The 25710-nt window shown below is 70.6% G+C and carries 19 protein-coding genes; 18 read left to right on the top strand and 1 reads right to left on the bottom strand.

Features of this window, described 5'->3' with window-relative positions; genetic code table 11:
• The first annotated feature begins 424 nt into the window (after positions 1–424).
• The 18 genes from thrA (at position 425) to glpK (ending at position 22198) form a co-directional block, all read left to right on the top strand.
• A complete protein-coding gene (thrA, locus tag RDV84_RS02395; protein WP_309152333.1) occupies positions 425–3016 on the top strand; it encodes a bifunctional aspartate kinase/homoserine dehydrogenase I in 2592 nt (863 codons plus the stop codon).
• Entirely contained in the window at positions 3013–4002 is a 990-nt protein-coding gene (locus RDV84_RS02400; protein ID WP_425606320.1) for a homoserine kinase, read from the top strand. Before thrA ends, RDV84_RS02400 begins: the two co-directional genes overlap by 4 nt.
• Before the next feature lie 103 nt (positions 4003–4105).
• On the top strand, positions 4106–5413 hold the full coding sequence (gene thrC / locus RDV84_RS02405; protein ID WP_309152334.1) for a threonine synthase: 1308 nt from the start codon (positions 4106–4108) through the stop codon (positions 5411–5413).
• Between the two features lie 180 nt (positions 5414–5593).
• Entirely contained in the window at positions 5594–5773 is a 180-nt protein-coding gene (locus RDV84_RS02410; RefSeq protein ID WP_057946327.1) for a hypothetical protein, read from the top strand.
• A gap of 147 nt (positions 5774–5920) precedes the next feature.
• Positions 5921–7663 carry a dihydroxy-acid dehydratase gene (ilvD, locus tag RDV84_RS02415; RefSeq protein ID WP_309152335.1) on the top strand — a complete coding sequence of 581 codons (1743 nt, stop codon included), beginning with the start codon at positions 5921–5923 and terminating at the stop codon, positions 7661–7663.
• Positions 7664–7716: 53 nt separating this feature from the next.
• Positions 7717–8751: a ketol-acid reductoisomerase gene (ilvC, locus tag RDV84_RS02420; protein ID WP_309152336.1), complete on the top strand. Its 1035-nt coding sequence runs from the start codon at positions 7717–7719 to the stop codon at positions 8749–8751.
• A complete protein-coding gene (ilvG, locus tag RDV84_RS02425) occupies positions 8751–10499 on the top strand; it encodes an acetolactate synthase 2 catalytic subunit (protein ID WP_309152337.1) in 1749 nt (582 codons plus the stop codon). Before ilvC ends, ilvG begins: the two co-directional genes overlap by 1 nt.
• Complete coding sequence (locus RDV84_RS02430) at positions 10483–10719, top strand: ACT domain-containing protein (RefSeq protein WP_057946323.1); 237 nt, start codon at positions 10483–10485, stop codon at positions 10717–10719. The genes ilvG and RDV84_RS02430 overlap by 17 nt, the downstream gene beginning before the upstream one ends.
• On the top strand, positions 10710–11741 hold the full coding sequence (locus RDV84_RS02435) for an aminotransferase class IV (RefSeq protein ID WP_057946322.1): 1032 nt from the start codon (positions 10710–10712) through the stop codon (positions 11739–11741). The genes RDV84_RS02430 and RDV84_RS02435 overlap by 10 nt, the downstream gene beginning before the upstream one ends.
• A gap of 2 nt (positions 11742–11743) precedes the next feature.
• Complete coding sequence (locus tag RDV84_RS02440) at positions 11744–12892, top strand: threonine dehydratase (protein ID WP_309152338.1); 1149 nt, start codon at positions 11744–11746, stop codon at positions 12890–12892.
• Positions 12889–14505, top strand: coding sequence for a 2-isopropylmalate synthase (locus RDV84_RS02445; protein ID WP_309152339.1), 1617 nt, complete (start codon positions 12889–12891; stop codon positions 14503–14505). Before RDV84_RS02440 ends, RDV84_RS02445 begins: the two co-directional genes overlap by 4 nt.
• Before the next feature lie 144 nt (positions 14506–14649).
• Positions 14650–16080 (top strand): 3-isopropylmalate dehydratase large subunit, encoded by a 1431-nt coding sequence (gene leuC / locus RDV84_RS02450; RefSeq protein ID WP_309152340.1) that lies wholly within the window; start codon positions 14650–14652, stop codon positions 16078–16080.
• Positions 16081–16701 carry a 3-isopropylmalate dehydratase small subunit gene (gene leuD, locus RDV84_RS02455; protein WP_309152341.1) on the top strand — a complete coding sequence of 207 codons (621 nt, stop codon included), beginning with the start codon at positions 16081–16083 and terminating at the stop codon, positions 16699–16701.
• Positions 16691–17779 carry a 3-isopropylmalate dehydrogenase gene (gene leuB, locus RDV84_RS02460; RefSeq protein WP_309152342.1) on the top strand — a complete coding sequence of 363 codons (1089 nt, stop codon included), beginning with the start codon at positions 16691–16693 and terminating at the stop codon, positions 17777–17779. Before leuD ends, leuB begins: the two co-directional genes overlap by 11 nt.
• A 69-nt stretch (positions 17780–17848) precedes the next feature.
• The gene (locus RDV84_RS02465) at positions 17849–18109 is read left to right on the top strand and encodes a hypothetical protein (protein WP_309152343.1); all 261 of its coding nucleotides are present in this window, start codon (positions 17849–17851) and stop codon (positions 18107–18109) included.
• The gene (gene glpD, locus RDV84_RS02470; protein ID WP_309152344.1) at positions 18106–19611 is read left to right on the top strand and encodes a glycerol-3-phosphate dehydrogenase; all 1506 of its coding nucleotides are present in this window, start codon (positions 18106–18108) and stop codon (positions 19609–19611) included. Before RDV84_RS02465 ends, glpD begins: the two co-directional genes overlap by 4 nt.
• Before the next feature lie 235 nt (positions 19612–19846).
• On the top strand, positions 19847–20566 hold the full coding sequence (locus RDV84_RS02475; protein ID WP_309152345.1) for an MIP/aquaporin family protein: 720 nt from the start codon (positions 19847–19849) through the stop codon (positions 20564–20566).
• 126 nt (positions 20567–20692) lie between these two features.
• Positions 20693–22198, top strand: coding sequence for a glycerol kinase GlpK (gene glpK / locus RDV84_RS02480; RefSeq protein WP_309152346.1), 1506 nt, complete (start codon positions 20693–20695; stop codon positions 22196–22198).
• A gap of 272 nt (positions 22199–22470) precedes the next feature.
• Here the strand turns inward: glpK and RDV84_RS02485 are convergent, their stop codons facing one another.
• A complete protein-coding gene (locus tag RDV84_RS02485; RefSeq protein ID WP_309152347.1) occupies positions 22471–25635 on the bottom strand; it encodes an efflux RND transporter permease subunit in 3165 nt (1054 codons plus the stop codon).
• Between the last annotated feature and the right edge of the window lie 75 nt (positions 25636–25710).

The following is a 25710-nucleotide window of genomic DNA, read 5'->3' on the forward strand; positions in this document are numbered from 1 at the left end:
CGCCGCGGCGCGGCGGGCATCGCCGGGATCGGTAACCGCCGAAACCATCGGCCCTGGCCGTTCGGACAGGGCCGGCCGCCGCCGCGCGAGCGCGCGCCGACCCGCGCGGACAGGGGAGTCCAGCGCGGCGCACAGTTTGCCGATGAAATTTTTTCGGCCCTCTTGACGCGCTGCACAACGGCACGGTATTGCTAGGCCCATGCACGCCGCCCTCGCCCTCGTCCGCTCCGTCTCGACCCTGCCGCACGGCCGGGTAGGCGCCGTCGCGGCGATGTCGATTACCACTACCGGTACCGGTACCACCCGCCAACGGGTGCGGACGGGCGTGTCCAGCTGAACCACCACGCCGCTCCGCACCCGATCCCGGGTGCGGGCTGCCGGCCCCCACTCGAACGGACCGCGGAGCTCCACCAGGAGCCTTGCCATGTCGTCCGCCCCACCTCAAGCCGCGTCGGTCCACCACGCCTCGGACACCCAGCCCGATGCGGCCGCGGCCGATGACCACCTTGCCGCCGACGCCGCGGCCAAGGCCGCCGCCTACGCCGAGGCGACCCTGTCGCCGGCGCGCCACGCGCACAAGTTCGGCGGCAGCAGCCTCGCCGATCCCGACCGCTACCGCGTCGCCGTAGGCCTGCTCGACGACGGCGCGCGCGAACGCGTCGCCGTGGTCTCGGCCATGCAGGGCGTCACCGACGCGCTGCTGGCGCTGGTCGCCGCGGTCCGCGACGGCCAGGACTGGGCGCCGGCGTGGAGCGCGCTGCGCAAGCGCCATCTCGACACCGCGCTGTCGCTGGACCCGCACCGCCGCCACGGCACCATCGAAGCGCTGGAAGGCGAATTCGAGCGTCTGCGCGACACCCTCGAAGGCCTGCGCCGCGACGACGACGAAACGCTCGCCGCGGCGCTGTCGGGCCTCGGCGAGGTGTGGTCCTCGTACCTGATCCACGCCGCGCTCGGCGGCGCGCCGGCCGGCTGGGCGCGGCTGGACGCGCGCGAAGTGCTGGTGGTGCATCCGGGCGAGATGGGCGTGGCGGTGGACTGGGCGCGCAGCCGCGAGAACCTGGGCGAATGGCGAAAACGCAACGACGCCGCCAACGTCGTGGTCACCGGCTTCGTCGCCCGCGACCCGCACGGCCGCGACACCACCCTGGGCCGCAACGGCAGCGACTACTCCGCTGCGATCTTCGCCAACCTGTTCGACGCCGACGCGCTGACCATCTGGACCGACGTCGACGGCGTGCTCTCGGCCGATCCGCGGCTGGTCCCCGATGCGGTCTGCCTGCCCTCGATGTCGTACGCCGAAGCCTGCGAACTGGCGTATTTCGGCGCCAAGGTGCTGCACCCGCAGACCATGGCGCCGGTGCAACAGCGCGGCATTCCGCTGCGCATCCGCAACACCCGCAACCCGCAGGCGCCCGGCACCCTGATCAGCCTGCGCCCGCAGCCCGGCGCCGCGCCGGTCAAGGGCCTCAGCCTGGTCCACGACCTGGCGGTGCTGGAGCTGGTCGGCAACGGCATGGTCGGCGTGCCCGGCGCGGCCGAGCGCCTGTTCGGCGCGCTGCGCGCGGCCGGGGTGTCGGTGACGATGATCTCGCAGGGTTCGTCCGAACATTCGATCTGTTGCGTGGTGCGCGCAGATCAGGCCCAGCGCGGACGCAACGCGATCGTCGCCGCGTTCGCCGAGGCCATGGCCGACGGCCAGGCCCAGCACGTATTGGTGACGCCGGACATCTGCGTGCTGGCCGCGGTCGGCGACGGCATGGTCGGCCTGCCCGGCGTCGCCGCGCAGTTGTTCGACGGACTGGCCAAGGCGCGGGTCAACCTGCGCGCGATCGCCCAGGGCGCGGGCGAGCGCAACATCTCGGTGGCGATCGCCGCGCGCGACGCGACCCGCGCTTTGCGCGCCGCGCATTCGGCGTTCTGGCTGTCGCCGCAGTGCATTTCGGTCGGCGTGATCGGCCCGGGCAAGGTCGGCCGCGCCCTGCTCGCGCAGCTGTCCGCCGCGCAGCCGCGCTTCCAGCGCGAGGCGCGCCCGCAGTTCCGCCTCGACCTGCGCCTGCGCGCGCTGGCCGACAGCCGGCGCATGCGCCTGGCGCCGCGCGCGCTGGAGTTCGAGGACGCGCAGGCGCTGGAGCACGAATCCGAGCCGCTGGATCTCGACCGCTTCGCCGCGCACGTACGCGCCGAGCACATCCCGCACGCGCTGATCGTCGATTGCAGCGGCTCCGACGCGGTCGCCGCGCGCTATCCCGACTGGCTCGCCGCCGGCATCCACGTGGTCACCCCGAGCAAGCACGCCGGCGCCGGCCCGCTGGCGCGTTACGACGCCATCCGCGAGGCCGCGCGCCACGGCGGCCAGTTCCGCTACGAAGCCACGGTCGGTGCCGGCCTGCCGGTGATCCAGACCCTGCGCTCGCTGCTCGACACCGGCGACGAACTGACCGAGGTCGAAGGCATCCTGTCGGGCACCCTGGCGTGGCTGTTCAACCGCTACGACGGCCGCACCCCGTTCTCGGCGCTGGTGCGCGAGGCGCACGAACTGGGCTACACCGAGCCCGATCCGCGCGACGACCTGTCCGGCACCGACGTGGCGCGCAAGCTGGTGATCCTGGCGCGCGAAGCCGGGCGGCCGCTGTCGCTCGATCAGATCGAAGTCGAGAGCCTGGTGCCGGAGCAGTTGCGCGCGGTGTCGAAGGAGGAATTCTTCGCCCGCCTCGACGAACTCGACGCGCCGCTGCAGCAACGCTTCGACGCCGCGCGCGCGGCCGGCCTGAGCCTGCGCTACCTCGCCCGCCTCGACCGCGACGGCCGCGCCAGCGTCGGCGTAGTCACCCCGCAGCCGGGCCACGCCGCGCTGCACGGCGCGCTGACCGACAACCTGATCCAGTTCCGCACCCGTCGCTACGCCGACAACCCGCTGGTGGTGCAAGGCCCGGGCGCCGGCCCGGACGTTACCGCCGCCGGCGTGTTCGGCGATATGTTGACCATCGCCCAGACCCTCGGAGCCCGCGCATGAGCGCCGCCCTTCCCTCCGCCGACGAGGCCGACGCGATGCCCGCGCAGCACGCTCCCCCACAGCAGGCGCGCGCGTTCGCGCCCGGCAGCGTCGGCAACATCGGCGTGGGCTTCGACGTGCTCGGCCATTCCATCGACGGCGTGCGCGACGTCGCCACGGTGCGGCGCATCGACGAGCCCAGCGTGCGCATCCGCGCGATCCGCGGCGCGGTGCCCGGCGCGGACGCGCTGCCGCTGGAAGCCGCGCGCAACACCGCCGGGCAGGCGCTGATTTCGCTGCGGGAAAAACTCGGCCTCGCCCACGGTTTCGAACTGGAACTGGACAAGGGCATTCCGCTCGGCTCCGGCCTCGGCGGCTCGGCGGCGTCGTGCGTCGCGGCCTTGGTCGCGGCGAACGCGGTGCTGGCCAGGCCGTTGCCGCGCGAGGCGCTGTACGAATTCGCGCTGGACGGCGAATCGGTGTCCAGCGGCAGCCGCCACGGCGACAACGTCGCGCCGATGCTGCTCGGCGGCGTGGTCATGGCGACCGCGACCCGGATGATTCCGCTGGCGGCGCCCGACTGGCTGTACGCGGTGGTGGTGCACCCCGACCAGGTGCTGGAAACCCGGCGCGCGCGCGCGGTGCTGGCCGAGCCGTATCCGCTGGCGCAGGTGGTCAAGCAGAGCGCGCACCTGGCGCTGTTCCTGACCGGCCTGCAACGCGGCGACGCCGGCCTGCTGCGCGAAGGGCTGGTCGACCTGCTGGTGGAACCGCGGCGCGCGCCGCTGATTCCCGGCTTCGCCGAAGTCAAGGCGGCCGCGCTCGACCACGCCGCGCTCGGCGCCAGCATTTCCGGCGCCGGGCCGAGCTGCTTCGCCTGGTTCGCTTCGCGCGCCGACGCCGCGGCGGCGGCGATCGCGATGCGCCAGGCCTTCGCCCAAGCCGGATTCGATTCGCGCGCCTATGTCACGCCGGTGGCCGGGCCGCGCGCGGAGGTGCTCGACTGAGCCGGAGCCGCCGCGCCGCAACGCTCCGCCCTCGTCCCCTGCCCCGCACCGGCCCCGCGTTCGCGAACGCGACGCCGGCGCGGCGCCTTCAACCGGATTGCGCATGAACTTCCTCAGCACCCGCGGCCAGACCGCGCCCACCGCCCTCGACGCCGCGCTCGCCGCGGGCCTGGCGCCGGACGGCGGCCTCTACGTTCCCGAAACCATCCCGACCCTCGACCGGCCGCTGCCGGCGCGGGCCCTGCACGAAACCGCGCACGCCGTGCTCGCGCCCTACTTCGTGGATTCCGCGCTGCGCGACCGGCTCGGCGCGATCTGCGCGCAGGCGTTCTCGTTCGACGCGCCGCTGCGGCCGCTGGCCCAGCCCGACAGCTGGCTGCTGGAGCTGTTCCACGGCCCCACCGCCGCGTTCAAGGACTACGCCGCGCGCTTCCTGGGCGGCGCGCTGTCGGCGCTGCGCGCGCCCGACGCGCCGGACACCACCATCGTGGTCGCCACCTCCGGCGACACCGGCGCCGCGGTCGCCGCGGCGTTCCACCGCCGGCCCGGCTTCCGCGTGCTGATCCTGTACCCCGACGGCCGGGTCTCGCCGCGCCAGGCCCACGGCCTGGGCTGCTGGGGCGACAACGTCCAGGCGCTGCGCGTGGACGGCGACTTCGACGCCTGCCAGCGCCTGGCCAAGCAAGCGCTCAGCGACGAAGCGCTGCGCGCGCAACTGCCGCTGAGCTCGGCCAACAGCATCAGCCTGGGCCGGCTGCTGCCGCAGGCGGCGTACTACGCCCACACCGCCGCGCGCTACTACGCCGACCACGGCGAGCCGCTGAACTTCATCGTCCCCACCGGCAACCTCGGCAACGCCTGCGCCGCGCTGGTGGCCAAGCGCATGGGCGCGCCGGTCGGCGAACTGCGCCTGGCGACCAACGCCAACGACACCCTGCCGCGCTACTTCGCCGGCGCCGACTATTCCGCCCAGCCGACCCGCGCGACCCTGGCCAACGCCATGGACGTGGGCGCGCCGAGCAATTTCGAACGCCTGCGCCACTGGCACCGCGACGACGCCGAACTGCGCGCGGCGATCCATGCCGAAGGCGTGGACGACGCCAGCATCGAACAGACCATCCGCGCCGCGCCGCAGCGCTACGGCATCGTCCCCTGCCCGCACACCGCGACCGGCCTGCGCGTGCTGGAGACCCTGCGCGCGCAAGGCGACGAACGGCCGTGGGCGGTGGTCGCGACCGCGCATCCGTCCAAGTTCGACAGCATCGTCGAGCCGCTGGTCGGGCATGCGGTGCAGCCTCCGCCGGCGCTGGCCGAATCGCTGGCGCGGCCGGCCTCGGCCGAGCCGATGGCGGCGGACTATGCGGCGTTGCGCGAGCGCTTGCTGGCCGGAGCCACGGTCGTCGCACTCTAAGGAACGCGCGTTCTATCGCCGCCGCCATGCCGGCGATCGGGACTCGCATGAACGCGGCCCAGCCCTTCGCCGACAGGGGCCGGGCCTGCGGCAAGCCCGGCCTGTGACGGTTTAAGCGGCTCGCGATGATTGCCGCGGAAACTATTGACAAGCCCCAAACGGCCATGTTCTTCTCGACCTATGACGCAGCGCAGCAACCACCGCCAGACGACTTCGAAGGCCATCGCGGCCTCGGCCGAGTCCGCGCGCGCCGCGCAGCTCCGCAACACCCTGCTCAAGGCCGCTCCGGCCATCGCCAGCATTATTCTTGCGCTCGTACTTATTACCTCGCTTACCAGCGCGGGAGTCGGGTTCGTGTAGCAAAACCACACAGCCCAAGGTCGAAGAACCTCGAACCCCGCGCCCGAAAAGGCGCGGGGTTTTTCGTTATGCGGCCCTGGGTTCCTTGCAATACCGCACGCGGACGTGCGGACACGGCGACGGATTCGCCCCCAAGGAACGCCGTTCGTGAGAAGCAACGCCATCAAGCAAGGCCCGGCCCGAGCCCCCGCGCGCGCGATGCTGCGCGCCACCGGCCTGGACGACGCGGCCATCGCCAGACCGCTGGTCGCCGTCGTCCACACCTGGAGCGACGTCTCGCCGTGCAACATCACCCTGCGCGACCTCGCCCAGCACGTGCGCCGCGGCGTGCACGACGGCGGCGGCACGCCGATCGAGTTCAACACCATCGCCGTCACCGACGGCATCGCCATGGGCAGCGACGGCATGCGCGCGTCGCTGGCCTCGCGCGAGACCATCGCCGATTCGATCGAACTGGCGGTCTCGGGCCACTGCCTGGACGCGATGGTGCTGCTGGTCGGCTGCGACAAGACCATTCCCGCCGCGGCGATGGCCGCCGCGCGTTTGGACATCCCGACCGTGATCCTCTACGGCGGCACGATCATGCCGGGCCATTGCCCGTCGAAGAAGAACAGCGCCGACGACAAGCCGCTGACCGTGCAGGACGTGTTCGAAGCGGTCGGCGCGCATTCGGCCGGACGCATCGACGACGCCGAACTGCACCGGATCGAGTCGCACGCCTGCCCCGGCGCCGGCGCCTGCGGCGGCCAGTTCACCGCCAACACCATGGCGATGGTGCTGACCTTCCTGGGCTTGTCGCCGCTGGGCTACAACGACGTCCCGGCGATCCACGACGACAAGCCGGAAACCGCGCGCCTGTGCGGCGAGTTGGTGATGCAGCGGCTGCGCGACGGTTCGCCGACGCCGCGCCAGCTGATCACCGCCGCGTCCTTGCGCAATGCCGCGCGCGCGGTCTCGGCCACCGCCGGCTCGACCAACGCCGCGCTGCACCTGCTGGCGATCGCCCACGAGGCCGGCGTCGCCTTCGACCTGGAAGAATTCGAAGCCGCCGCGCACACCCCGGTCATCGCCGACCTGAAACCCGGCGGGCGCTACACCGCCGCGGAAATGTTCGAATTCGGCGGCGCGGCGCTGGTGGCGCGCGAGCTGGAGACGGCCGGTCTGATCGAGGATATTCCGACGGTCACCGGCCGTTCCTTTTTCCAGGAGCTGGGCGAAGCGACGATGGCCGCGCAGCAGGACGTGGTGCGCCCGGTCAGCGATCCGATCAAGCCGCGCGGCGGTTACTCGATCATCTACGGCAACCTCGCGCCGGAAGGCTGCATCCTCAAGCTGGCCGGCCACGGCCGCGAACATTTCGAAGGCCCGGCGCGGGTGTTCGATTCCGAAGAAGCCGCGTTCGCGGCGGTGCAGGCGCGGCAGATCCAGGCCGGCGACGTGGTCGTGATCCGCTTCGAAGGCCCCACCGGCGGCCCCGGCATGCGCGAGATGCTGGCGGTGACCGCGGCGCTGGTCGGCCAGGGGCTGAGCAACGACGTCGCGCTGATCACCGACGGCCGTTTCAGCGGCGCGACCCACGGCTTCATGGTCGGCCACATCTCGCCGGAGGCCGCGCACGGCGGCCCGATCGCGCGGCTGCGCGAAGGCGACCGCGTCGTCATCGACGTCAAGACCCGCACCCTCAGCGTCGCCGCCGAGCTGGCGTCGCGCGAACCCGCGCGTATCGCCGCGCGCGTGACCACCGGCGTGCTGGCCAAGTACGCGCGCAGCGTCGGTTCGGCCTCGCGCGGCGCGGTCACCGCGCCCGGCCCGCTGCAGGCGCAGAAAAAGATCGAAGCGACCCTGATCGAAACCGCAGCGTTAGAACCCGAAACCTCCGAACCCGCCTGACCTCTCTCTCGCTCCTCACTCCTCTCCGCTCACTCCTCCCTACGAGACCCGCCATGACCAGCACCGCCTCCCGTCCCAAGATCGCCGTCGTCGGCTACGGCAGCCAGGGCCGCGCCCACGCCCTCAACCTGCGCGATTCCGGTTTCGACGTCACCGTAGGCCTGCGCCCCGGCGGTCCGACCGAGATCAAAGCCAAGGCCGACGGCTTCACCGTCAAGACGCCCGCCGAAGCGGTCGCCGGCGCCGACCTCGTCGCCGTGCTGACCCCGGACATGGTCCAGCCGCAGCTCTACCGCGACGTCATCGAGCCGAACATCCGCCAAGGCGCCTGCCTGCTGTTCGCGCACGGCTTCAACGTGCATTACGGCCAGATCGCGCCGCGCGCCGACCTCGACGTGGTGCTGGTCGCGCCGAAGGGCCCGGGCGCGCTGGTGCGCCGCGAATACGAGATCGGCCGCGGCGTGCCCAGCGTCTATGCCGTGCACCAGGACACCAGCGGCCGCGCCGAGGAGTTCGCCCTGACCTACTGCGCCGGCATCGGCGGCGCGCGCCAGAACGCGATCAAGACCACGTTCAAGGAAGAGACCGAGACTGATCTGTTCGGCGAGCAGGCGGTGCTGTGCGGCGGCGCGACCAAGCTGGTCCAGGCCGGCTGGGAAACCCTGGTCGAGGCCGGCTACCAGCCGGAAGTCGCCTACTACGAGTGCCTGCACGAGCTGAAGCTGATCGTCGACCTGTTCTACGAAGGCGGCATCACCCGCATGCACGAGTTCATCAGCGAGACCGCCCAGTACGGCGCGCTGACCCGCGGCACCTATGTCGTCGACGACAACACCCGCGCGCAGATGCGCAAGGTGCTGGCCGAGATCCAGGACGGCACCTTCGCCAAGCAGTGGATCGCCGAATACGCCTCGGGCAACGCCAACTACAAGGCGCTCAAGCGCGGCGATCTGGAGCATCCGATCGAAGCGGTCGGCAAGAAGCTGCGCGCGAACATGAAGTGGCTCGACAACGCTCCCAAGACCGCGGCCGCTCCGGCGCCCGCGCCGGCCGCGGACCGCGGCGAACGACAGGAAGAGGCCGCCTGATGAACGGTGCCCGCTGGCTGGCGCAAGCGCTGGCCGCAGAAGGCGTGGACACGCTGTTCGGTTATCCGGGCGGCACGATCATGCCTTTCTACGACGCTTTGCATGGATCGGACCTCAAGCACATCCTGGTCCGCCACGAGCAAGGCGCGGCTTTCGCGGCCAACGGCTACGCCCGTGCCAGCGGGCGAGTCGGTGTTTGCGTAGCCACCTCCGGCCCCGGCGCGTCGAACCTGGTCACCGGCATCGCCGACGCGATGCTGGACTCGGTGCCGATGGTCTGCATCACCGGCCAGGTCGCGACCTCGCTGATGGGCACCGACGCGTTCCAGGAGCTGGACGTGTTCGGCATGACCCTGCCGATCGTCAAGCACAGCTTCCTGGCGCGCAGCGTCGACGACCTGCCGCGCATGCTCGGCGAAGCGTTCCGGCTGGCGCGTTCGGGCCGGCCGGGGCCGGTGCTGATCGACCTGCCCAAGGATGTGCAGAACGCCGACGCCTCGCACCTGCCGGCGCACGCGCCGCTGCCGACCGATCCGGTCCCAGCCGCGCCGGATGCGTCGTACCACGAGGCCGCCGCGCTGATCGCGCATGCGCGCAAGCCCTTGGTCTACGGCGGCGGCGGCATCTCGCTGGGCGATGCGGTCGAGTCGTTCCGCGCCTTCGTCGAAGGCAGCCAGATCCCGGCGGTGCTGACGCTGAAGGGACTCGGCGCGCTGCCGGCCGATCACGCGCTGAACCTGGGCATGCTCGGCATGCACGGCAACCGCGCGGCCAATCTGTCGGTGCAGGAGTGCGACCTGCTGATCGTCGTGGGCGCGCGCTTCGACGACCGCGCCACCGGCAAGCTGGCCGAGTTCGCGCCGAACGCGCGCGTGGTCCACATGGACCTGGACGCCTGCGAGATCGGCAAGCTGCGCCACGCCGACGCCGGCGTGCGCGGTTGCCTGCGCCGCTCGCTGGACGCGCTGACTCCGGCGATCACCGCGCAGTTGCAGGGCCGCAACGGCGGCGCGCGTCGCGCCTGGCGCGACACTTGCCTGCAGCGCAAGCGCGAATGCGCGCCGCGCTACGACGCGCCCGGCGAGACGGTGTACGCGCCGGCCTTGCTGCGCGCGCTGTCCGAACGCGCGCCGCAGGCGGTGGTGGCCTGCGACGTCGGCCAGCATCAGATGTGGGTCGCCCAGCATTGGCGCTTCGACGATCCGCGCAAGCACCTGACCAGCGGCGGCCTCGGCGCGATGGGCTTCGGCGTGCCGGCGGCGTTGGGCGCGCAGTTGGAGAACCCCCAAGCGACCGTGATCTGCGTCAGCGGCGACGGCTCGTTCCTGATGAACGTGCAGGAGCTGGCCACCATCGCCCGCTACCGCCTGCCGGTGAAGATCGTGCTGCTCGACAACCAGGCCCTGGGCATGGTGCGGCAGTGGCAGGAGCTGTTCTTCGAGCGCCGCTATTCCGAGATCGACCTGTCCGACAACCCGGACTTCTGCGCGATCGCCGCCGCGTTCGGGATCAAGGCGATGTACGTCGACCGCGCCGATTCGGTCGACGAAGCGCTGACTTACATGCTCGACACCCCCGGCCCCGTGCTGCTGCACGTGGCCATCGACCAGGCCGCCAACGTCTGGCCGCTGGTTCCGCCGAACCACAACAACGCGCAGATGCTGGACCCCGAAGCGAGCGACGCCGACGCGATCGCCAGCCTGACGCCCCCCGCCGAAAAGGAGAGCGCCCATGCGATACCAGCTTGATCTGACCCTGCGCCAGGCCGAAGGCGCCCTGGCCCGGGTACTGGGCGCCGCCGAACGCCGCGGCTTCCGTCCGCTGTCGGTGGACGGCGAAGCGCAACCCGACGGCGACCGCTGGCACCTGCGCATGACCGTGGAAGGCGACCGCGCCGACACCGCTTTGCAGAGCCAGCTCGCCAAGCTCTACGACTGTCTTGCCGTTGAGGTTTCGCCATGCACCTGACTACCGAAGTTCTCGAACGTCCCGAACAAGCGCAGGCGCCGGCGCATGCGGCCGCGACGGTGCGCGAGCGGGCGCCGGCGCCGAGCCGCAGTGGGGAGGCTTTCGATGCGGCTGAGGGCTCCGAGTCCCGCGCTCGCGGCGAAGTCCCGGTTTCCCAGCGTCAGCCCGTCATTTGGTTCGACGGACAGTTCATCGCCGGCGACGCCCCCGAAGCGCCGCTGACCACCCACGCCATGCACTACGGCACCGCGGTGTTCGAAGGCATCCGCAGCTACGCCACCGGCGACGGCGGCGCGGCGGTGTTCCGCCTGCCCGAGCACCTGGAGCGCATGCGCAAGGGCGCGGACATGTTCGGCATCGACTTCGACGTCGAACGCGCCGGCCGCGCGGTGCTGGACACGCTGCGCGCCAACGGCCACCGCGACGCCTACATCCGCCCGCTGACCTGGATGGGCACCGGCAGCATCGGCCTGGACGTGGACCCGCTGAGCCAGCACCTGATGGTCGCCACCATCGCCAAGGTCGTGCACCTGGGCGGCGCGCGCACCCGGCTGACGGTGTCGCCGTGGAAGCGCAACCCGGCGACCTCGCTGCCGCCGCTGAAGCTGTCGGGCGCGTACGTCAATTCGATCCTGGCCAAGCGCGAGGCCAAGCAACGCGGCTTCGACGAAGCGCTGTTCACCGACGACAAGGGCTATGTGGTCGAGTGCACCGGCGCCAACGTGTTCATGGTCAAGAACGGCGAAGTGACCTCGGTCGAGCACCGCGACGCGCTGCCGGGCATCACCCGCGACACCATGATCGCGCTGTCCGGCGCGGCTTCGCGCGAAGTCACCCTGCACGAGCTGCTGGACGCCGACGAAGTGTTCGTCTGCGGCACCGCGGCCGAGGCCTGCGCCATCGACGTGCTGGACCGTCGCGTGTTCGGCGACAACCCGGTCACCCGCGAGCTGTCGGCGCTGTACGCGAAAGTCGTGCGCGGGCAGGACAGCCGCTACGCGCACTGGCTGACGGCGGTCTGAGCATGGACGGCGACGTAGTACGCAACCCAGTCCGCGCCGGCGCCGCCGCGCGCGGGCCCGACGTCGGCGCCGCCGATCTGCTGGCGGCGCAGGCGCGGTTGCGCCGCTACCTCAGCGTCACCCCGCTGCACCACGCCGAGCGCTTCGGCTGCTGGCTGAAACTCGAGAACCTGCAGCGCACCGGTTCGTACAAGGTGCGCGGCGCACTCAACGCGCTGCTGGCCGCGCGCGAACGCGGCGATCACCGCCCGGTGATCGCCGCCTCGGCCGGCAACCATGCCCAGGGCCTGGCCTGGGCCGCGTATCGCCTCGGCGTCAACGCGATCACGGTGATGCCGCGCTGCGCGCCGCAGACCAAGATCGCCGGCGTCGCCCACTGGGGCGCGACCGTGCGCCTGCACGGCGACACTTACGACGAAGCCAAGGCTTTCGCCATCGAACTGGCACAGCAACACGACTACCGCCTGCTGTCGGCGTTCGACGATCCCGACGTGATCGCCGGCCAGGGCACGGTCGGCCTGGAGCTGGCCGCGTTCGCGCCCGACGTGGTGCTGGTGCCGATCGGCGGCGGCGGTCTCGCATCCGGCGTCGCATTGGCGTTGAAGTCTCAGGGCGTGCGCATCATCGGCGCCCAGGTCGAAGGCGTCGATTCGATGGCGCGCGCGCTGCGCGGCGACCGCCGACTGATCGAACCGGTCGCGACCCTGGCCGACGGCGTGCGGGTCAAGGACCCGGGCCGCCTGACCGAACGCCTGCTGGCGGACCTGCTCGACGACGTGGTGATCGTGCGCGAAGCCGAACTGCGCGAAACCCTGGTCCGGCTGGCGCTGGAAGAACACATCATCGCCGAAGGCGCCGGCGCGCTGGCGCTGGCCGCCGGCCGCCGCATCGCCGCCAAGCGCAAGTGCGCGGTGGTCTCCGGCGGCAACGTGGACGCCGGCGTGCTGGCGCAGTTGCTGTCGGAAGTGCGACCGCGCGCACCGCGGCGCCCGCGCCGTCGCAATCGCGACACCTCGCTGTCGCGCGCCGGCGCCAGCATCGAGGTGGACATTTACCAACTCGCCAATCTGCCGCCGCCGCGCGCGGCCGCGGCCTCCGCTCGACCTTCCCCCTCCCCGCATCGCACCGTTACAGAGGACGTCACCCCATGAACGACTCGCCCGGCCCGGTAGTTCCCCCGATTACGGGAACCGCCGAAACGCCCCAGCACGTCACGATCTTCGACACCAGCCTGCGCGACGGCGAACAGTCGCCCGGCTGCAGCATGAGCGCCAGCCAGAAGCTGCGCTTCGCCCATGCGCTCAGCGAGCTCGGCGTGGACGTCATCGAGGCCGGCTTCCCCGCGAGTTCCGAGGCCGACCTCGAGGGCGTGCGGTCGATCGTGCGCGAAGTGCGCGGTTCGTCGCTGGCGACCTTGGCGCGCTGCCATCCCGGCGACATCGAAGCCTGCGCGCGCGCGCTGGAAGGCGCGGCCAAGCCGCGCATCCACGTGTTCATCTCCACCAGCCCGCTGCACCGCCAGCACAAGCTCAACCTGGACAAGCAGCAGGTGCTGGAACGCGCGGTGGCCGCGGTCGAGCAGGCGCGCAAGTACGTGGACGACGTCGAGTTCTCCTGCGAGGACGCGCTGCGCACCGAGCACGATTACCTGGTCGAGATCTGCGGCGTCGCCATCGCCGCCGGCGCGCGCACCCTGAACATTCCCGACACCGTCGGCTATACCACGCCGAGCGAGATCCGCGCGCTGTTCGAATACCTGCGCGACAACGTCCGCGACGCGCACAAGGCGGTGTTCAGCGCCCACTGCCACAACGACCTGGGCCTGGCCGTGGCCAACAGCCTGGCCGCGATCGAAGGCGGCGCGCGCCAGGTCGAGTGCACCATCAACGGCATCGGCGAGCGCGCCGGCAACTGCGCGCTGGAAGAACTGGTGATGGCGCTGCGCGTGCGCAACGCCTATTACAACGCGACCACCCGCATCGACACCCGCCGGCTGGTGCCGACCTCGCGCCTGCTCTCGCGCATCACCGGCATGGTGGTCCAGCGCAACAAGGCGGTGGTGGGCCAGAATGCGTTCGCGCACGAGTCGGGCATCCACCAGCACGGCATGCTCAAGCACCGCGGCACCTACGAGATCATGGCGCCGGAAGACGTCGGCTGGGCCCAGTCGCAGATGGTGATGGGCCGCCACAGCGGCCGCGCCGCGCTCAGCGACCGCCTGCAGACGCTGGGCTTCAGCCTGGACGAGGCGCGCCTGAATTCGGTGTTCGCCGCGTTCAAGACCCTGGCCGAGAAGAAGCGCGAAGTGTTCGACGCCGACCTGGAAGCGCTGGTGCTCGGCGCCGACGCCAAGGCCGCACGCGGCTACCGGCTGGTGCGCGCCCACGTCAGCACCGGCGTATCCGACGGCAGCCTGCCGACCGCGAGCGTGCAACTGGTCGATCCCGACGGCGCCACCGTCAGCGAAGCCGCGGTCGGCGACGGCCCGGTGCACGCGATGTTCGCCGCGCTGGCGCGCGCCACCGGCGTGGACTTGAACATCGACAACTACCACGTGTCGAGCGTGACCACCGGCGACGACGCCCAGGGCCAGGCCAGCGTGACCGCGCGCGTGGACGGGGTCGAGCTGACCGGCTCGGGCACCAGCACCGACATCCTCGAGGCCAGCGCGCTGGCGTGGCTGGAACTGGCGAACCGCGTGGTGCGCACGCAGCGGCAACCGCAGCCGGCGGCGGCGCCGCGCAAGGTCGCCGCGACCGCATAAAGCACCAAAGCCCCTCTCCCGCTTGCGGGAGAGGGGTTGGGGTGAGGGCCGCGCGCCCTCATCCGGCCCTTCGGGCCACCTTCTCCCGCACGCGGGAGAAGGAAAACCAATAACTCAAAGCACAAAGCCATAGTCGACTCCACCATGACTGCAGCCACTCAACCCACCACCTTGTTCGACAAACTGTGGAACGCCCACCTGGTCGCGCCCGAATCCGAGGCCGCGCCGGCGGTGCTCTACATCGACCTGCACCTGATCCACGAAGTGACCTCGCCGCAGGCCTTCGCCGAACTCGAAGCGCGCGGCCTGGGCCCGCGCCGGCCCGACCTGACCAAGGGCACGCTCGACCACTCCACCCCGACCCTGCCCGCCGGCGCCGACGGCCGCCTGCCCTACTACACCGCCGAAGCCGAGCACCAGGTCGACACCCTGCGCCGCAACTGCGCGCGCCACGGCGTCGAACTGTTCGACTACGACAGCGCGCACCGCGGCATCGTCCACGTGATCGGCCCGGAACTGGGCCTGACCCAGCCCGGCCAGACCATCGTCTGCGGCGACAGCCACACCGCCACCCACGGCGCGTTCGGCGCGCTGGCCTTCGGCATCGGCACCAGCGAAGTCGGCCACGTGCTGGCCACCCAGTGCCTGCTGCAGCGCAAACCCAAGACCCTGGCGATCAACGTCGAAGGCGAACTCGCGCCCGGCGTCGGCGCCAAGGACCTGATCCTGCACATCATCGGCGCGATCGGCGTCAACGGCGGCACCGGCCACGTCATCGAGTACCGCGGCTCGACCATCCGCGCGCTGTCGATGGACGAGCGCATGACCGTTTGCAACATGTCGATCGAGGCCGGCGCGCGCGCCGGACTGATCGCGCCGGACCGGGTCACCTTCGACTATCTCGCCGCCACCCCGCGCGCGCCGCGCGACGCCGACTGGGATCGCGCGGTCGCGCGCTGGAGCGCATTCAAGACCGACGACGGCGCCGCGTTCGACCGCGAAGTGCATATCGACGCCGGCGCGATCAAGCCGACCCTGACCTGGGGCACGCACCCGGGCCAGGTCGCGGCGATCGACGCGCGCCTGCCGCAGGCCGACGACGCCGACGAAGCCAAAGCGCTGGCCTACATGGGTTTCGACGGCGGCGCGCCGATGGCGGGGCGGCCGGTTGACGTGGTGTTCGTCGGCAGTTGCACCAACTCGCGCCTGTCCGACCTGCGCCAGGCCGCGCAGGTGCTGCGCGGGCGCCGCGTGCATCCGCGCGTGCGCATGCTGGTGGTGCCCGGCTCCGAACAGGTCAAGCGCGACGCCGAGGCCGAGGGCATCGATGCGGTGGTGCGCGCGGCCGGCGCCGAATGGCGCGAGCCGGGCTGTTCGATGTGCATCGCCATGAACGGCGATCTGGTCGGCGCCGGCCAACTGGCCGTGTCCACCAGCAACCGCAATTTCGAAGGCCGCCAGGGCAAGGGCGCGCGCACCCTGCTGGCCTCGCCGCTGACCGCCGCGGCCTGCGCCGTGGCTGGTCACGTGGTCGATCCGCGCGAGTATCTGACCGACGTCAAGGAGGTCGCGTAAATGTCCAACGGCATCTCCGAAGTCGTCTCGCGCACCGTGGTGCTGCGCGAACGCAACATCGACACCGACCAGATCATCCCCGCGCGCTTCCTCACCACCACCGAGCGCAAGGGCCTGGGCAGGTTCGCCTTCAACGACTGGCGCTATCTCGCCGACGGCGCGCCGAACCCGGAGTTCGAGTTCAACAAGCCGGCCAACGCCGGTGCCGCGATCCTGGTCGCCGGACGCAACTTCGGCTGCGGCTCCTCGCGCGAACACGCGCCGTGGGCGCTGACCGACCTGGGCCTGCGCGCGGTGATCAGCAGCGAAATCGCCGACATCTTCCGCAGCAACTCGCTCAAGAACGGCCTGCTGCCGATCGTGGTCGAGCAGGAACTGCTGGACGAATTGCTGGACCGGCCCGGCATCGAGCTCCGCATCGACGTGCGCGACCGCCGCCTGCACCTGCCCGACGGGCGCAGCGTCCAGTTCCCGCTCGACGCCTTCGCCCAGACCTGCCTGATCGAGGGCGTCGACCAGCTCGGCTACCTGCTGCGCCAGCTCGACGCCATCCACGTCTACGAACAACGCCGCGCCGCGGCCCACCAAGAATCCCCACAGGAGCAAGTCCATGCGCGCTGACATCGTCGTTCTCGAAGGCGACGGCATCGGTCCGGAAGTCACCGCCGCCGCGGTCCAGGTGCTGCAGGCGCTCGCCGCCCGCTACGGCCACCAGTTCGAACTGCAGCGCCACCTGATCGGCGGCGCCGCCATCGACGCCAGCGGCGAGCCGCTGCCGGCGGCGACGCTGCAGGCCTGCCAGCGCAGCGATGCGGTGCTGCTCGGCGCGGTCGGCGGGCCGAAGTGGTCCGACCCCAAGGCCAAGGTGCGCCCCGAGCAGGGCCTGCTGGCGCTGCGCAAGGGCCTGGGCCTGTACGCCAACCTGCGCCCGGTGCAGCCGCACGCGGCCACGCTCGGCGCCTCGCCGATCAAGCCGCACCTGCTCGCCGGCGTGGACATGATCGTGGTGCGCGAACTCACCGGCGGCATCTATTTCGGCGACAAGCAGCGCAGCGCGTCGGCCGCCAGCGACCTGTGCGAATACAGCGTGGCCGAGATCGAACGCGTGGTCCGCCGCGCCTGCCAGCTGGCGCGCGGCCGCCGCGGGCACGTGGTCAGCGTGGACAAGGCCAACGTGCTGGAAACCTCGCGGCTGTGGCGCGAGGTGGCGACGCGGGTGGCGCGCGAGGAGTTCCCCGACGTGACCCTGGAACACCAGTTGGTCGATTCGATGGCGATGCATCTGATCGCCAAGCCGCGCGCGTTCGACGTGATCGTCACCGAGAACATGTTCGGCGACATCCTCACCGACGAAGCCTCGATGCTGGCCGGTTCGCTCGGCCTGCTGCCCTCGGCCTCGCTGGGCGAGGGCAAGGTCGGCCTGTACGAGCCGATCCACGGCTCGGCGCCCGACATCGCCGGCCGCGGCATCGCCAACCCCTGCGGCACGATCCTCAGCGCCGCCCTGCTGCTGCGCCACTCGCTGGGCCTGGACGCGGAAGCGGCCTGCCTGGAACAGGCGGTGGCCGCGGTGCTCGACGCCGGCGTGCTGACCGCCGACCTGGCCCCGGCCGGCGAGGCCGCGACCACCGCCCAGTTCACCGCCGCGGTGCTGGCCCAGCTCGACCTGCCCTGCCACGTCGCCGAACTGCGCGACTGAAACGCGGCGGCCGTCGCTCTCCCGGCGGGAGAGCGACGGCGCGGACTCCTTCCCAACGGCACAGGGCCCATGCATCGCGACCGCATTCCCCGACAACAAAGCGGACCCACCGCTCTCTCCGGCAACACCATTCCCCTCGCCCGATGCTCCCTCGCATCGGGCTTTTTTTCGTCCGCGCGCCGGCGCGCGACCGACATCGATCCCTCACTCGCCATTGATGTGAACCCAGGCAACAATCGCGGCAACACGCTGTGCGATCATCCCGACGCACCCTGGGCAGGCGCCACGCAGCCCGCAGTCCGAAGCGAACGCGCCCCCGAAACCGCATGACCGAAGCAGAAGCACCCACGGCCGACCTGCTGATCGTCGGCGGCGGCATCAACGGCGCGGCGATCGCGCGCGACGCGGCCGGACGCGGATTGTCCGTGGTGCTGTGCGAGCGCGGCGACATCGCCTCGCACACCTCCAGCGCCAGCACCAAGCTGATCCATGGCGGGCTGCGCTATCTCGAACAGTTCGAGTTCGCCCTGGTCGGCAAGGCCCTGGCCGAACGCAAGCGCCTGCTGCGCATGGCCCCGCACATCATCTGGCCGCTGCGCTTCGTGCTGCCGCACCAGCCGCACCTGCGTCCGGCGTGGATGATCCGCATCGGCCTGTTCCTCTACGACCGCCTCGGCGGGCGCCGCAGCCGCGAGCTGCCGGGCTCGCGCTCGGTCAACCTGCGCAAGCACATCGCCGGTCGGCCGCTGCGCGAGGAATTCAGCCGCGGCTTCGTCTATTCCGACGCCTGGGTGCAGGACGCGCGGCTGTGCGTGCTCAACGCCATGGACGCGGCCGAACGCGGCGCGCAGGTGTGGGTGCGCACCGCCTGCATCGGCGCCGAACGCGGCGCGCGGCACTGGCAGGCGCAACTGCGCGGCCCCGACGGCGCGCTGCGCCAGGTCCGCGCGCGCGCCCTGGTCAACGCCACCGGGCCGTGGGCGGCGAGCTTCCTCGACCAGGTCGCGCACGTCGCCCACCAACGCAACCTGCGCCTGATCAAGGGAAGCCACATCGTGGTGCCGCGCCTGTTCGACCACGACCACGCCTACATCTTCCAGCAGCCCGACCGGCGCATCGTGTTCGCGATTCCCTACGAACACGACTACACCCTGATCGGCACCACCGACGTGGACTACCGCGAAGACCCGTCGGCGCCGCGCATTTCCACCCAGGAAATCGACTACCTGTGCGCCGCCGCCTCGCGCTATTTCCAGCGCCCGGTGCTGGCCGAGGACGTGGTCTGGACCTACAGCGGCGTGCGCCCGCTGCTCGACGACGACAGCGACAAGGCCTCGCAGGTCACCCGCGACTACGTGCTCGACCTCGACCGCGAAGGCGCGCCGCTGCTGAGCGTGTTCGGCGGCAAGATCACCACCGCGCGCAAGCTCGCCGAGGAAGCCTGCGACACCCTGGCGCCGCTGCTGGACAACCGCCGCGGCGCCTGGACCGGCGCCTCCAAGCTGCCCGGCGGCGACCTGCCGGACGCCGATTTCGAGGCGTTTTTCGAGGACTTCAGCCTGCGCCGGCCGTGGCTGCCGGACCCGCTGGCCTACCGCCTGTGCCGCAACTACGGCAGCCGCGCGCTGCGCATCGTCGAGAGCTGCGTGCGCCTGGAGGACCTCGGCGAGCGCTTCGGCGCCGATCTGTACCGGGCCGAAGTGGATTACCTGATCGACTTCGAATGGGCGCGCACGGCCGAAGACATCCTGTGGCGGCGCTCCAAGCTCGGGCTGCGCTTCGATGCCGCGGGGCGCGAGGCCCTGCAGCGCTATGTCGCGCAGCGCACATGACCGCCGCGTTCTCGCCAAACCTCCCTGTAGGAGCGGCGCGAGCCGCGACCAACCGAAGCGACGCAATGCCACGCCTCAGTCCGAAGTTGCGAATGCATGCCGGGCTCTACCGTCTTGCCGGGCTTCGGATGGAGCGCTTTCGTTCGGCGCTTCGGTTGGTCGCGGCTCGCGCCGCTCCTACAGGTAGCCGTCCGACAACATCGATGTAATTGCGACACCAAGGAGATCCACCGCAATGGCGACACCGATGGCGCAATACCTCAGCGAATTCATCGCCACCGCGATGCTGATCCTGCTCGGCAACGGCGTGGTCGCCGGCGCGCTGCTGAACCAGTCCAAGGCGCAAGGCGCCGGCTGGGGCGTGATCACCGCGGCCTGGGGCCTGGCGGTACTGATCGGCATCTGCATCGCCGGTCCGACCAGCGGCGCGATCATGAATCCGGCGCTGACTATCGGCCTGGCCGCGATCGGCAAGCTGGCGTGGGCGCTGGTGCCCGGCTTCGTGATCGCCCAGATCGCCGGCGCCTTCGTCGGCGCGACCCTGGTGTGGCTGACATATCTCGCCCACTGGCGGGTCAGCGACGATCCCGAACTCAAGCGCGCGATCTTCTGCACCTCGCCGGCGATCCGCGACACCAAGGCCAACGTGCTGACCGAAGTCATCGGCACCTTCGCCCTGACCTTCGGCGCGCTCGCCATCGGCGCCAACAACTTCGCTCCGGGCCTGGGCCCGCTCGGCGTCGGCCTGCTGGTGGTGGTGATCGGCATGTCGCTCGGCGGCCCGACCGGCTACGCCATCAATCCCGCGCGCGACCTCGGCCCGCGCCTGGCCCACGCGCTGCTGCCGATCGCCGGCAAGGGCGGCTCGGACTGGGGCTACGCCTGGGTGCCGGTGGTCGCGCCGATCGTCGGCGCGGTGCTGGGGGCGTTCGCGTTCCAAGCCGTTTACGGCTAGGAGCGAGCGCAGAGGAGTGAGGAGTGAGCGAAAGCGCTCCCTTCGCCTCCACGCTATCCTCCGCCCGCGGCCTGAAGCTTTTTCTCGCTCCTCACTCCTCTCCGCTCACTCCTCGCCCTGACCGCCATGAACCAGCGCTACATCCTCGCCATCGACCAAGGCACCACCAGCTCGCGCGCCATGCTGTTCGACCGCGACGGCAGCATCGTCGGGGTGGCGCAACGCGAGTTCGAGCAGATCTTCCCGCGGCCGGGCTGGGTCGAGCACGATCCCAGCGAGATCCTCGCCAGCGTGCAGACCACCGCCATCGAGGTGATGACCAAGGCGCGGGTGAGCGCGTCGCAGATCGCCGGAATCGGCATCACCAACCAGCGCGAGACCACCGTGGTGTGGGACCGCCACACCGGGCAGGCGGTGCACAACGCCATTGTCTGGCAGTCGCGGCAGACCGCGCAGATCTGCGAGCAGCTCAAGGCCGACGGCTACGAGGCGATGGTGCGCGAACGCACCGGCCTGCTGATCGACGCGTATTTCTCCGGCACCAAGGTCAAGTGGATCCTCGACAACGTCGAGGGCGCGCGGGCCAAGGCCGAGCGCGGCGACCTGCTGTTCGGCACCATCGACACCTGGCTGATCTGGAACCTGTCGGAAAACAAGGCCCACGTCACCGACTACTCCAACGCCTCGCGCACGTTGATGTACGACATCCACAAGCGCCAGTGGTGCCCGGAACTGCTGGAGATGCTCGGCGTGCCGGCCTCGATGCTGCCGGAAGTCCGCTCCAGCAGCGAGGTCTACGCCCACACCGGCGCGCGCCATTTCTTCAACAACTCGGTGCCGATCTGCGGCGTCGCCGGCGACCAGCAGGCGGCGCTGTTCGGCCAGGCCTGCTTCGAGGCCGGCATGGCCAAGAACACCTACGGCACCGGTTGCTTCCTGCTGATGAACACCGGCGAAAAGGCCGTGCGTTCGGACAACGGCCTGCTGACCACCATCGCCTGGGGCATCGACGGCAAGGTCGAGTACGCGCTGGAGGGCAGCATCTTCGTCGCCGGCTCGGCGGTGCAATGGCTGCGCGACGGCCTGCGCATGCTCGGCAAGGCCAGCGACTCGCAGGCCTACGCCGAGCGCGCGCGCTCGACCGAGGGCGTGTACTTCGTCCCGGCCTTCGTCGGCCTGGGCGCGCCGTACTGGCGCAGCGACGTGCGCGGCGCGGCGTTCGGCCTGACCCGCGGCACCAGCAAGGAACACTTCGTCCGCGCCGTGCTCGAATCGCTGGCTTACCAGACCCGCGACGTGCTCAGCGCGATGCAGGCCGACGCCGGGATCGAACTGACCTCGCTGCGCGCCGACGGCGGCGCCATCGCCAACGACTTCACCGCGCAGTTCCAGGCCGACATCCTCGATGTCGCCCTGGAGCGGCCGCGGATCAACGAGACCACCGCGCTCGGCGCGGCGTATCTGGCGGGATTGGCGGTGGGCTTCTGGGACAGCCGCGAACAGATCGCGCAGCAGTGGCAGATCGAGCGCAGCTTCGCGCCGAAGATGCTGGAGGCCGAGCGCGAGAAGCTGTACGCGGGGTGGAAGCGGGCGATCGAGGCTACGCTCGCTTTCAGCGTCGGGCATGCGTAGGCGGCAACCCCGTAACCCGATCCGTTCCGCTGCGCCACGCACAACCCCGTCATTCCGGCGAAAGCCGGAGCCCATTTTGACTTTGCTGTTGCTGTTGCTATCGCTGCTCGCGGGCAAAGAAAGGCAAGATCAACAACGAAAGGCAAGATCAAAATGGGTTCCGGCTTTCGCCGGAATGACGGTTTTTCGCAACGAGCAATGGGTTGGGCGGGCGAGGCTGCGGCCGCAGCCGCGGCTGCAATCGCGACCGCAGCCGGAGCCACAACCCCGACTCAGTCTTGCTCCGGCACCTTCACCTTGAACCACGCCGCGTACAACGCCGGCAGGAACAGCAAGGTCAGCGCCGTCGCGACCAGCAACCCGCCCATGATCGCCACCGCCATCGGCCCGAAGAAGGCGCTGCGCGACAGCGGGATCATCGCCAGGATCGCCGCCAGCGCGGTCAGCACGATCGGGCGGAAGCGGCGCACGGTCGCATCGACGATCGCCTTCCACGGCTCGTGGCCCTCGGCGCGGTCCTGTTCGATCTGATCGACCAGGATCACCGAGTTGCGCATGATCATGCCGGCCAGCGCGATCGTGCCCAGCATCGCCACGAACCCGAACGGCACCCGGAACACCAGCAGGAACAAGGTCACCCCGATCAGGCCCAGCGGCGCGGTCAGCAGCACCATGAACGCTCGCGAGAAGCTGCGCAGTTGCAGCATCAGCAGGGTGAACACCACGAACAGGAACAGCGGCATGCCGGCGTTGATCGACTTCTGCCCGCGCGAGGAATCCTCGACGCTGCCGCCGACCTTGATCGAATAGCCGTACGGCAGCTGCGCGCGCAACGCGTCCAGGGTCGGCGAGATCTGCGCGGTCACGCTCGCCGGCTGGGTGCCGTCGTAGATGTCGGCGCGCACGGTCATGGTCGGCTGGCGGTCGCGATGCCAGATGATGCCTTCCTCGAAGCCGTACTCCAGGGTCGCGATCTGGGTCAGCGGCACGCTGCGGCCGCTGCTGGTCGGCACCATCAGATTGCCGAGCATGTCGAGCTGGATGCGCTCCTGGTCCGGGCCGCGCAACAGCATCTCGATCAGGCGGTTGCTCTCGCGGTAGGTGCTGATGTGCGAGCCCGACAGCGAGCTGGACAGGAACTGCGACAGCTGCGCCGAGCTGATGCCGAGCGCGCGCGCGCGTTCCTGGTCGACCTGCAGGCGCACCACCTTGCTCGGCTCGTCCCAGTCGAGGTTCACGTTGGCCACGTGCGGGTTCTCGCGGATCTTCTCGCGCACCTGGTAGGCGAGCTTGCGGACCTGGTCGATGTGCTCGCCGGAGACGCGGAACTGCACCGGGTAACCGACCGGCGGACCGTTCTCCAGCCGGGTGACGCGCAACTGCAGCTCGGGGAAGCGCGGCACCACGTCGCGGATGACCCATTCGCGCAAGGCTTCGCGCGCCTCGAGGTTCTTGGGCATCAAGACGAACTGGGCGAAGTTGGCCGCCGGCAGTTGCTGGTCCAGCGGCAGATAGAAGCGCGGCGAACCGGTGCCGACATAGGCCACGTAGTTGGCCAGGTCCTTGCGTTGCTTGAGCAGCGCTTCCAGGCGCGCGGCCTGCTCGGCGGTCTGGCGCAACGAACTGCCTTCGGCCAGTTCCATGTCGACCATCAGCTCCGGCCGCACCGAGTCGGGGAAGAACTGCTGCGGCACGAAGCGGAACAGGAAGATCGAGCCGACGAAGGCGGCCACGGTCACCGCGATCACCAGCCAGCGCCGGCGCACGCACCACAGCACCCAGCCGCGGAAGCGCACGTAGAACTTCGACTCGTACGGATCGTGGGCGTGGCCGTCGATCGCCGGCTTCGGCGCGATCACCTCGCGCAGCGCCGGCACGCGTCGGGCCAGGCCCTCGCGCGCGCCGTTCCAGCGCGCGGCCAGCGAGCCGGGCTTCGGCGGCGCGGCCGCATGGCCGTAGTCCGGAAGCAGCTTGTCGCCGAGGAACGGAATGAACGCGACCGCGGCGATCCACGACACGCACAGCGCGATGGTCACCACTTCGAACAGCGAACGGGTGTACTCGCCGGTGCTCGACGCGGCGGTGGCGATCGGCAGGAAGCCGGCCGCGGTGATCAGGGTACCCGTCAGCATCGGGAAGGCGGTGCTTTCCCAGGCGAACGCGGCCGCGCGCAGGCGGCTGTAGCCCTGCTCCATCTTGATCGCCATCATCTCGACCGCGATGATCGCGTCGTCGACCAGCAGGCCCAGCGCCAGCACCAGCGCGCCGAGCGAGATCTTGTGCAGGCCGACGCCGAAGAAGTCCATGACCGCGAAGGTCATCGCCAGCACCAGCGGGATCGACAGCGCCACCACCAGGCCGGTGCGCAGGCCGAGCGAGAAGAAACTCACCAGCAGCACGATGGCCACGGCCTCGGCCAGCACCCGCACGAACTCGCCGACCGACTCCTCCACCGCCGCGGGCTGGTCGGCGACCTTGCGCAGCTGCATGCCGGCCGGCAGGGTCTGCTGCAGGCGCGCGAATTCGGTTTCCAGGGTCTTGCCGAGCTTGAGGATGTCGCCGCCTTCCTTCATCGACACGCCGATGCCGATCGCGTCCTCGCCCATGAAGCGCATGCGCGGCTGCGGCGGGTCGGCGAAGCCGCGGCGCACGTCGGCGACGTCGCCGAGGCGGAAGGTGCGGTCGCCGACCCGGATCGGGAACTCGCGGATCTGCTCGACCGTCTTGAACTGGCCGTCGACGCGGATCGGCACGCGGCTGGACGGGGTTTCGAAGAAGCCGGCCGGCACCAGCGCGTTCTGCTGGTTCAGCGCATCCTGCACCGCCTGCGCCGGAACGCCGAGGGTGGACAGCTTCACGTTCGACAGCTCGACCCAGATCTTCTCGTCCTGCACGCCGAACAGCTCGATCTTGCCGACGTCGGGCTGGCTCTGCAGCGCCAGTTGCACGCGGTCGGCGTAGTCCTTGAGCACGGCGTAGTCGAAGCCCGGCCCGGTCAGCGCGTAGATGTTGCCGAAGGTGTCGCCGAATTCGTCGTTGAAGAACGGGCCGACGATGTCGTCGGGCATGGTCGGCCGGATGTCGCCGATCTTCTTGCGCACCTGGTACCACAGCGGCTGGATGTCCTTGGAGCGCATCGAGTCCCTGGCGGCGAAGATCACCTGCGACTCGCCGGCGCGCGAGTACGAGCGGATGAACTCGTACTGGCCGGTCTCCATGAGCTTCTTCTCGATCCGCTCGGTGACCTGGCGCGAGACCTGCTCGGCGGTGGCGCCGGGCCACAGCGTGCGCACCACCATCACCTTGAAGGTGAAGGCCGGGTCCTCGCTGCGGCCCAGGCGCAGGTAGGACATCGCGCCGGCCAGGGCCAGCACCAGCATCGCGTAGACGATCAGGCTGCGGTGGCGCAGCGCCCATTCGGAAAGATTGAAGCGCATGGGGTCGGTTCGCTCTTGCGTTCTTTAACGCGCGCACACAAGCGGGCGCGGGGTCCGGCGGGCCGGAAGGTGCGG

Source organism: Lysobacter yananisis (genome assembly GCF_031199375.1).
GTDB classification, from domain to species: domain Bacteria; phylum Pseudomonadota; class Gammaproteobacteria; order Xanthomonadales; family Xanthomonadaceae; genus Lysobacter; species Lysobacter yananisis.

Excerpts from the sequence above, each read along its gene's own strand:
- thrA (WP_309152333.1), top strand. The coding sequence starts at position 425 with ATGTCGTCCGCCCCACCTCAAGCCGCGTCGGTCCACCACGCCTCGGAC.
- RDV84_RS02400 (WP_425606320.1), top strand. The coding sequence starts at position 3,013 with ATGAGCGCCGCCCTTCCCTCCGCCGACGAGGCCGACGCGATGCCCGCG.
- thrC (WP_309152334.1), top strand. The coding sequence starts at position 4,106 with ATGAACTTCCTCAGCACCCGCGGCCAGACCGCGCCCACCGCCCTCGAC.
- RDV84_RS02410 (WP_057946327.1), top strand. The coding sequence starts at position 5,594 with ATGACGCAGCGCAGCAACCACCGCCAGACGACTTCGAAGGCCATCGCG.
- ilvC (WP_309152336.1), top strand. The coding sequence starts at position 7,717 with ATGACCAGCACCGCCTCCCGTCCCAAGATCGCCGTCGTCGGCTACGGC.
- ilvG (WP_309152337.1), top strand. The coding sequence starts at position 8,751 with ATGAACGGTGCCCGCTGGCTGGCGCAAGCGCTGGCCGCAGAAGGCGTG.
- RDV84_RS02430 (WP_057946323.1), top strand. The coding sequence starts at position 10,483 with ATGCGATACCAGCTTGATCTGACCCTGCGCCAGGCCGAAGGCGCCCTG.
- RDV84_RS02435 (WP_057946322.1), top strand. The coding sequence starts at position 10,710 with ATGCACCTGACTACCGAAGTTCTCGAACGTCCCGAACAAGCGCAGGCG.
- RDV84_RS02440 (WP_309152338.1), top strand. The coding sequence starts at position 11,744 with ATGGACGGCGACGTAGTACGCAACCCAGTCCGCGCCGGCGCCGCCGCG.
- RDV84_RS02445 (WP_309152339.1), top strand. The coding sequence starts at position 12,889 with ATGAACGACTCGCCCGGCCCGGTAGTTCCCCCGATTACGGGAACCGCC.
- leuC (WP_309152340.1), top strand. The coding sequence starts at position 14,650 with ATGACTGCAGCCACTCAACCCACCACCTTGTTCGACAAACTGTGGAAC.
- leuD (WP_309152341.1), top strand. The coding sequence starts at position 16,081 with ATGTCCAACGGCATCTCCGAAGTCGTCTCGCGCACCGTGGTGCTGCGC.
- leuB (WP_309152342.1), top strand. The coding sequence starts at position 16,691 with ATGCGCGCTGACATCGTCGTTCTCGAAGGCGACGGCATCGGTCCGGAA.
- RDV84_RS02465 (WP_309152343.1), top strand. The coding sequence starts at position 17,849 with ATGCATCGCGACCGCATTCCCCGACAACAAAGCGGACCCACCGCTCTC.
- glpD (WP_309152344.1), top strand. The coding sequence starts at position 18,106 with ATGACCGAAGCAGAAGCACCCACGGCCGACCTGCTGATCGTCGGCGGC.
- RDV84_RS02475 (WP_309152345.1), top strand. The coding sequence starts at position 19,847 with ATGGCGACACCGATGGCGCAATACCTCAGCGAATTCATCGCCACCGCG.
- glpK (WP_309152346.1), top strand. The coding sequence starts at position 20,693 with ATGAACCAGCGCTACATCCTCGCCATCGACCAAGGCACCACCAGCTCG.
- RDV84_RS02485 (WP_309152347.1), bottom strand. The coding sequence starts at position 25,635 with ATGCGCTTCAATCTTTCCGAATGGGCGCTGCGCCACCGCAGCCTGATC.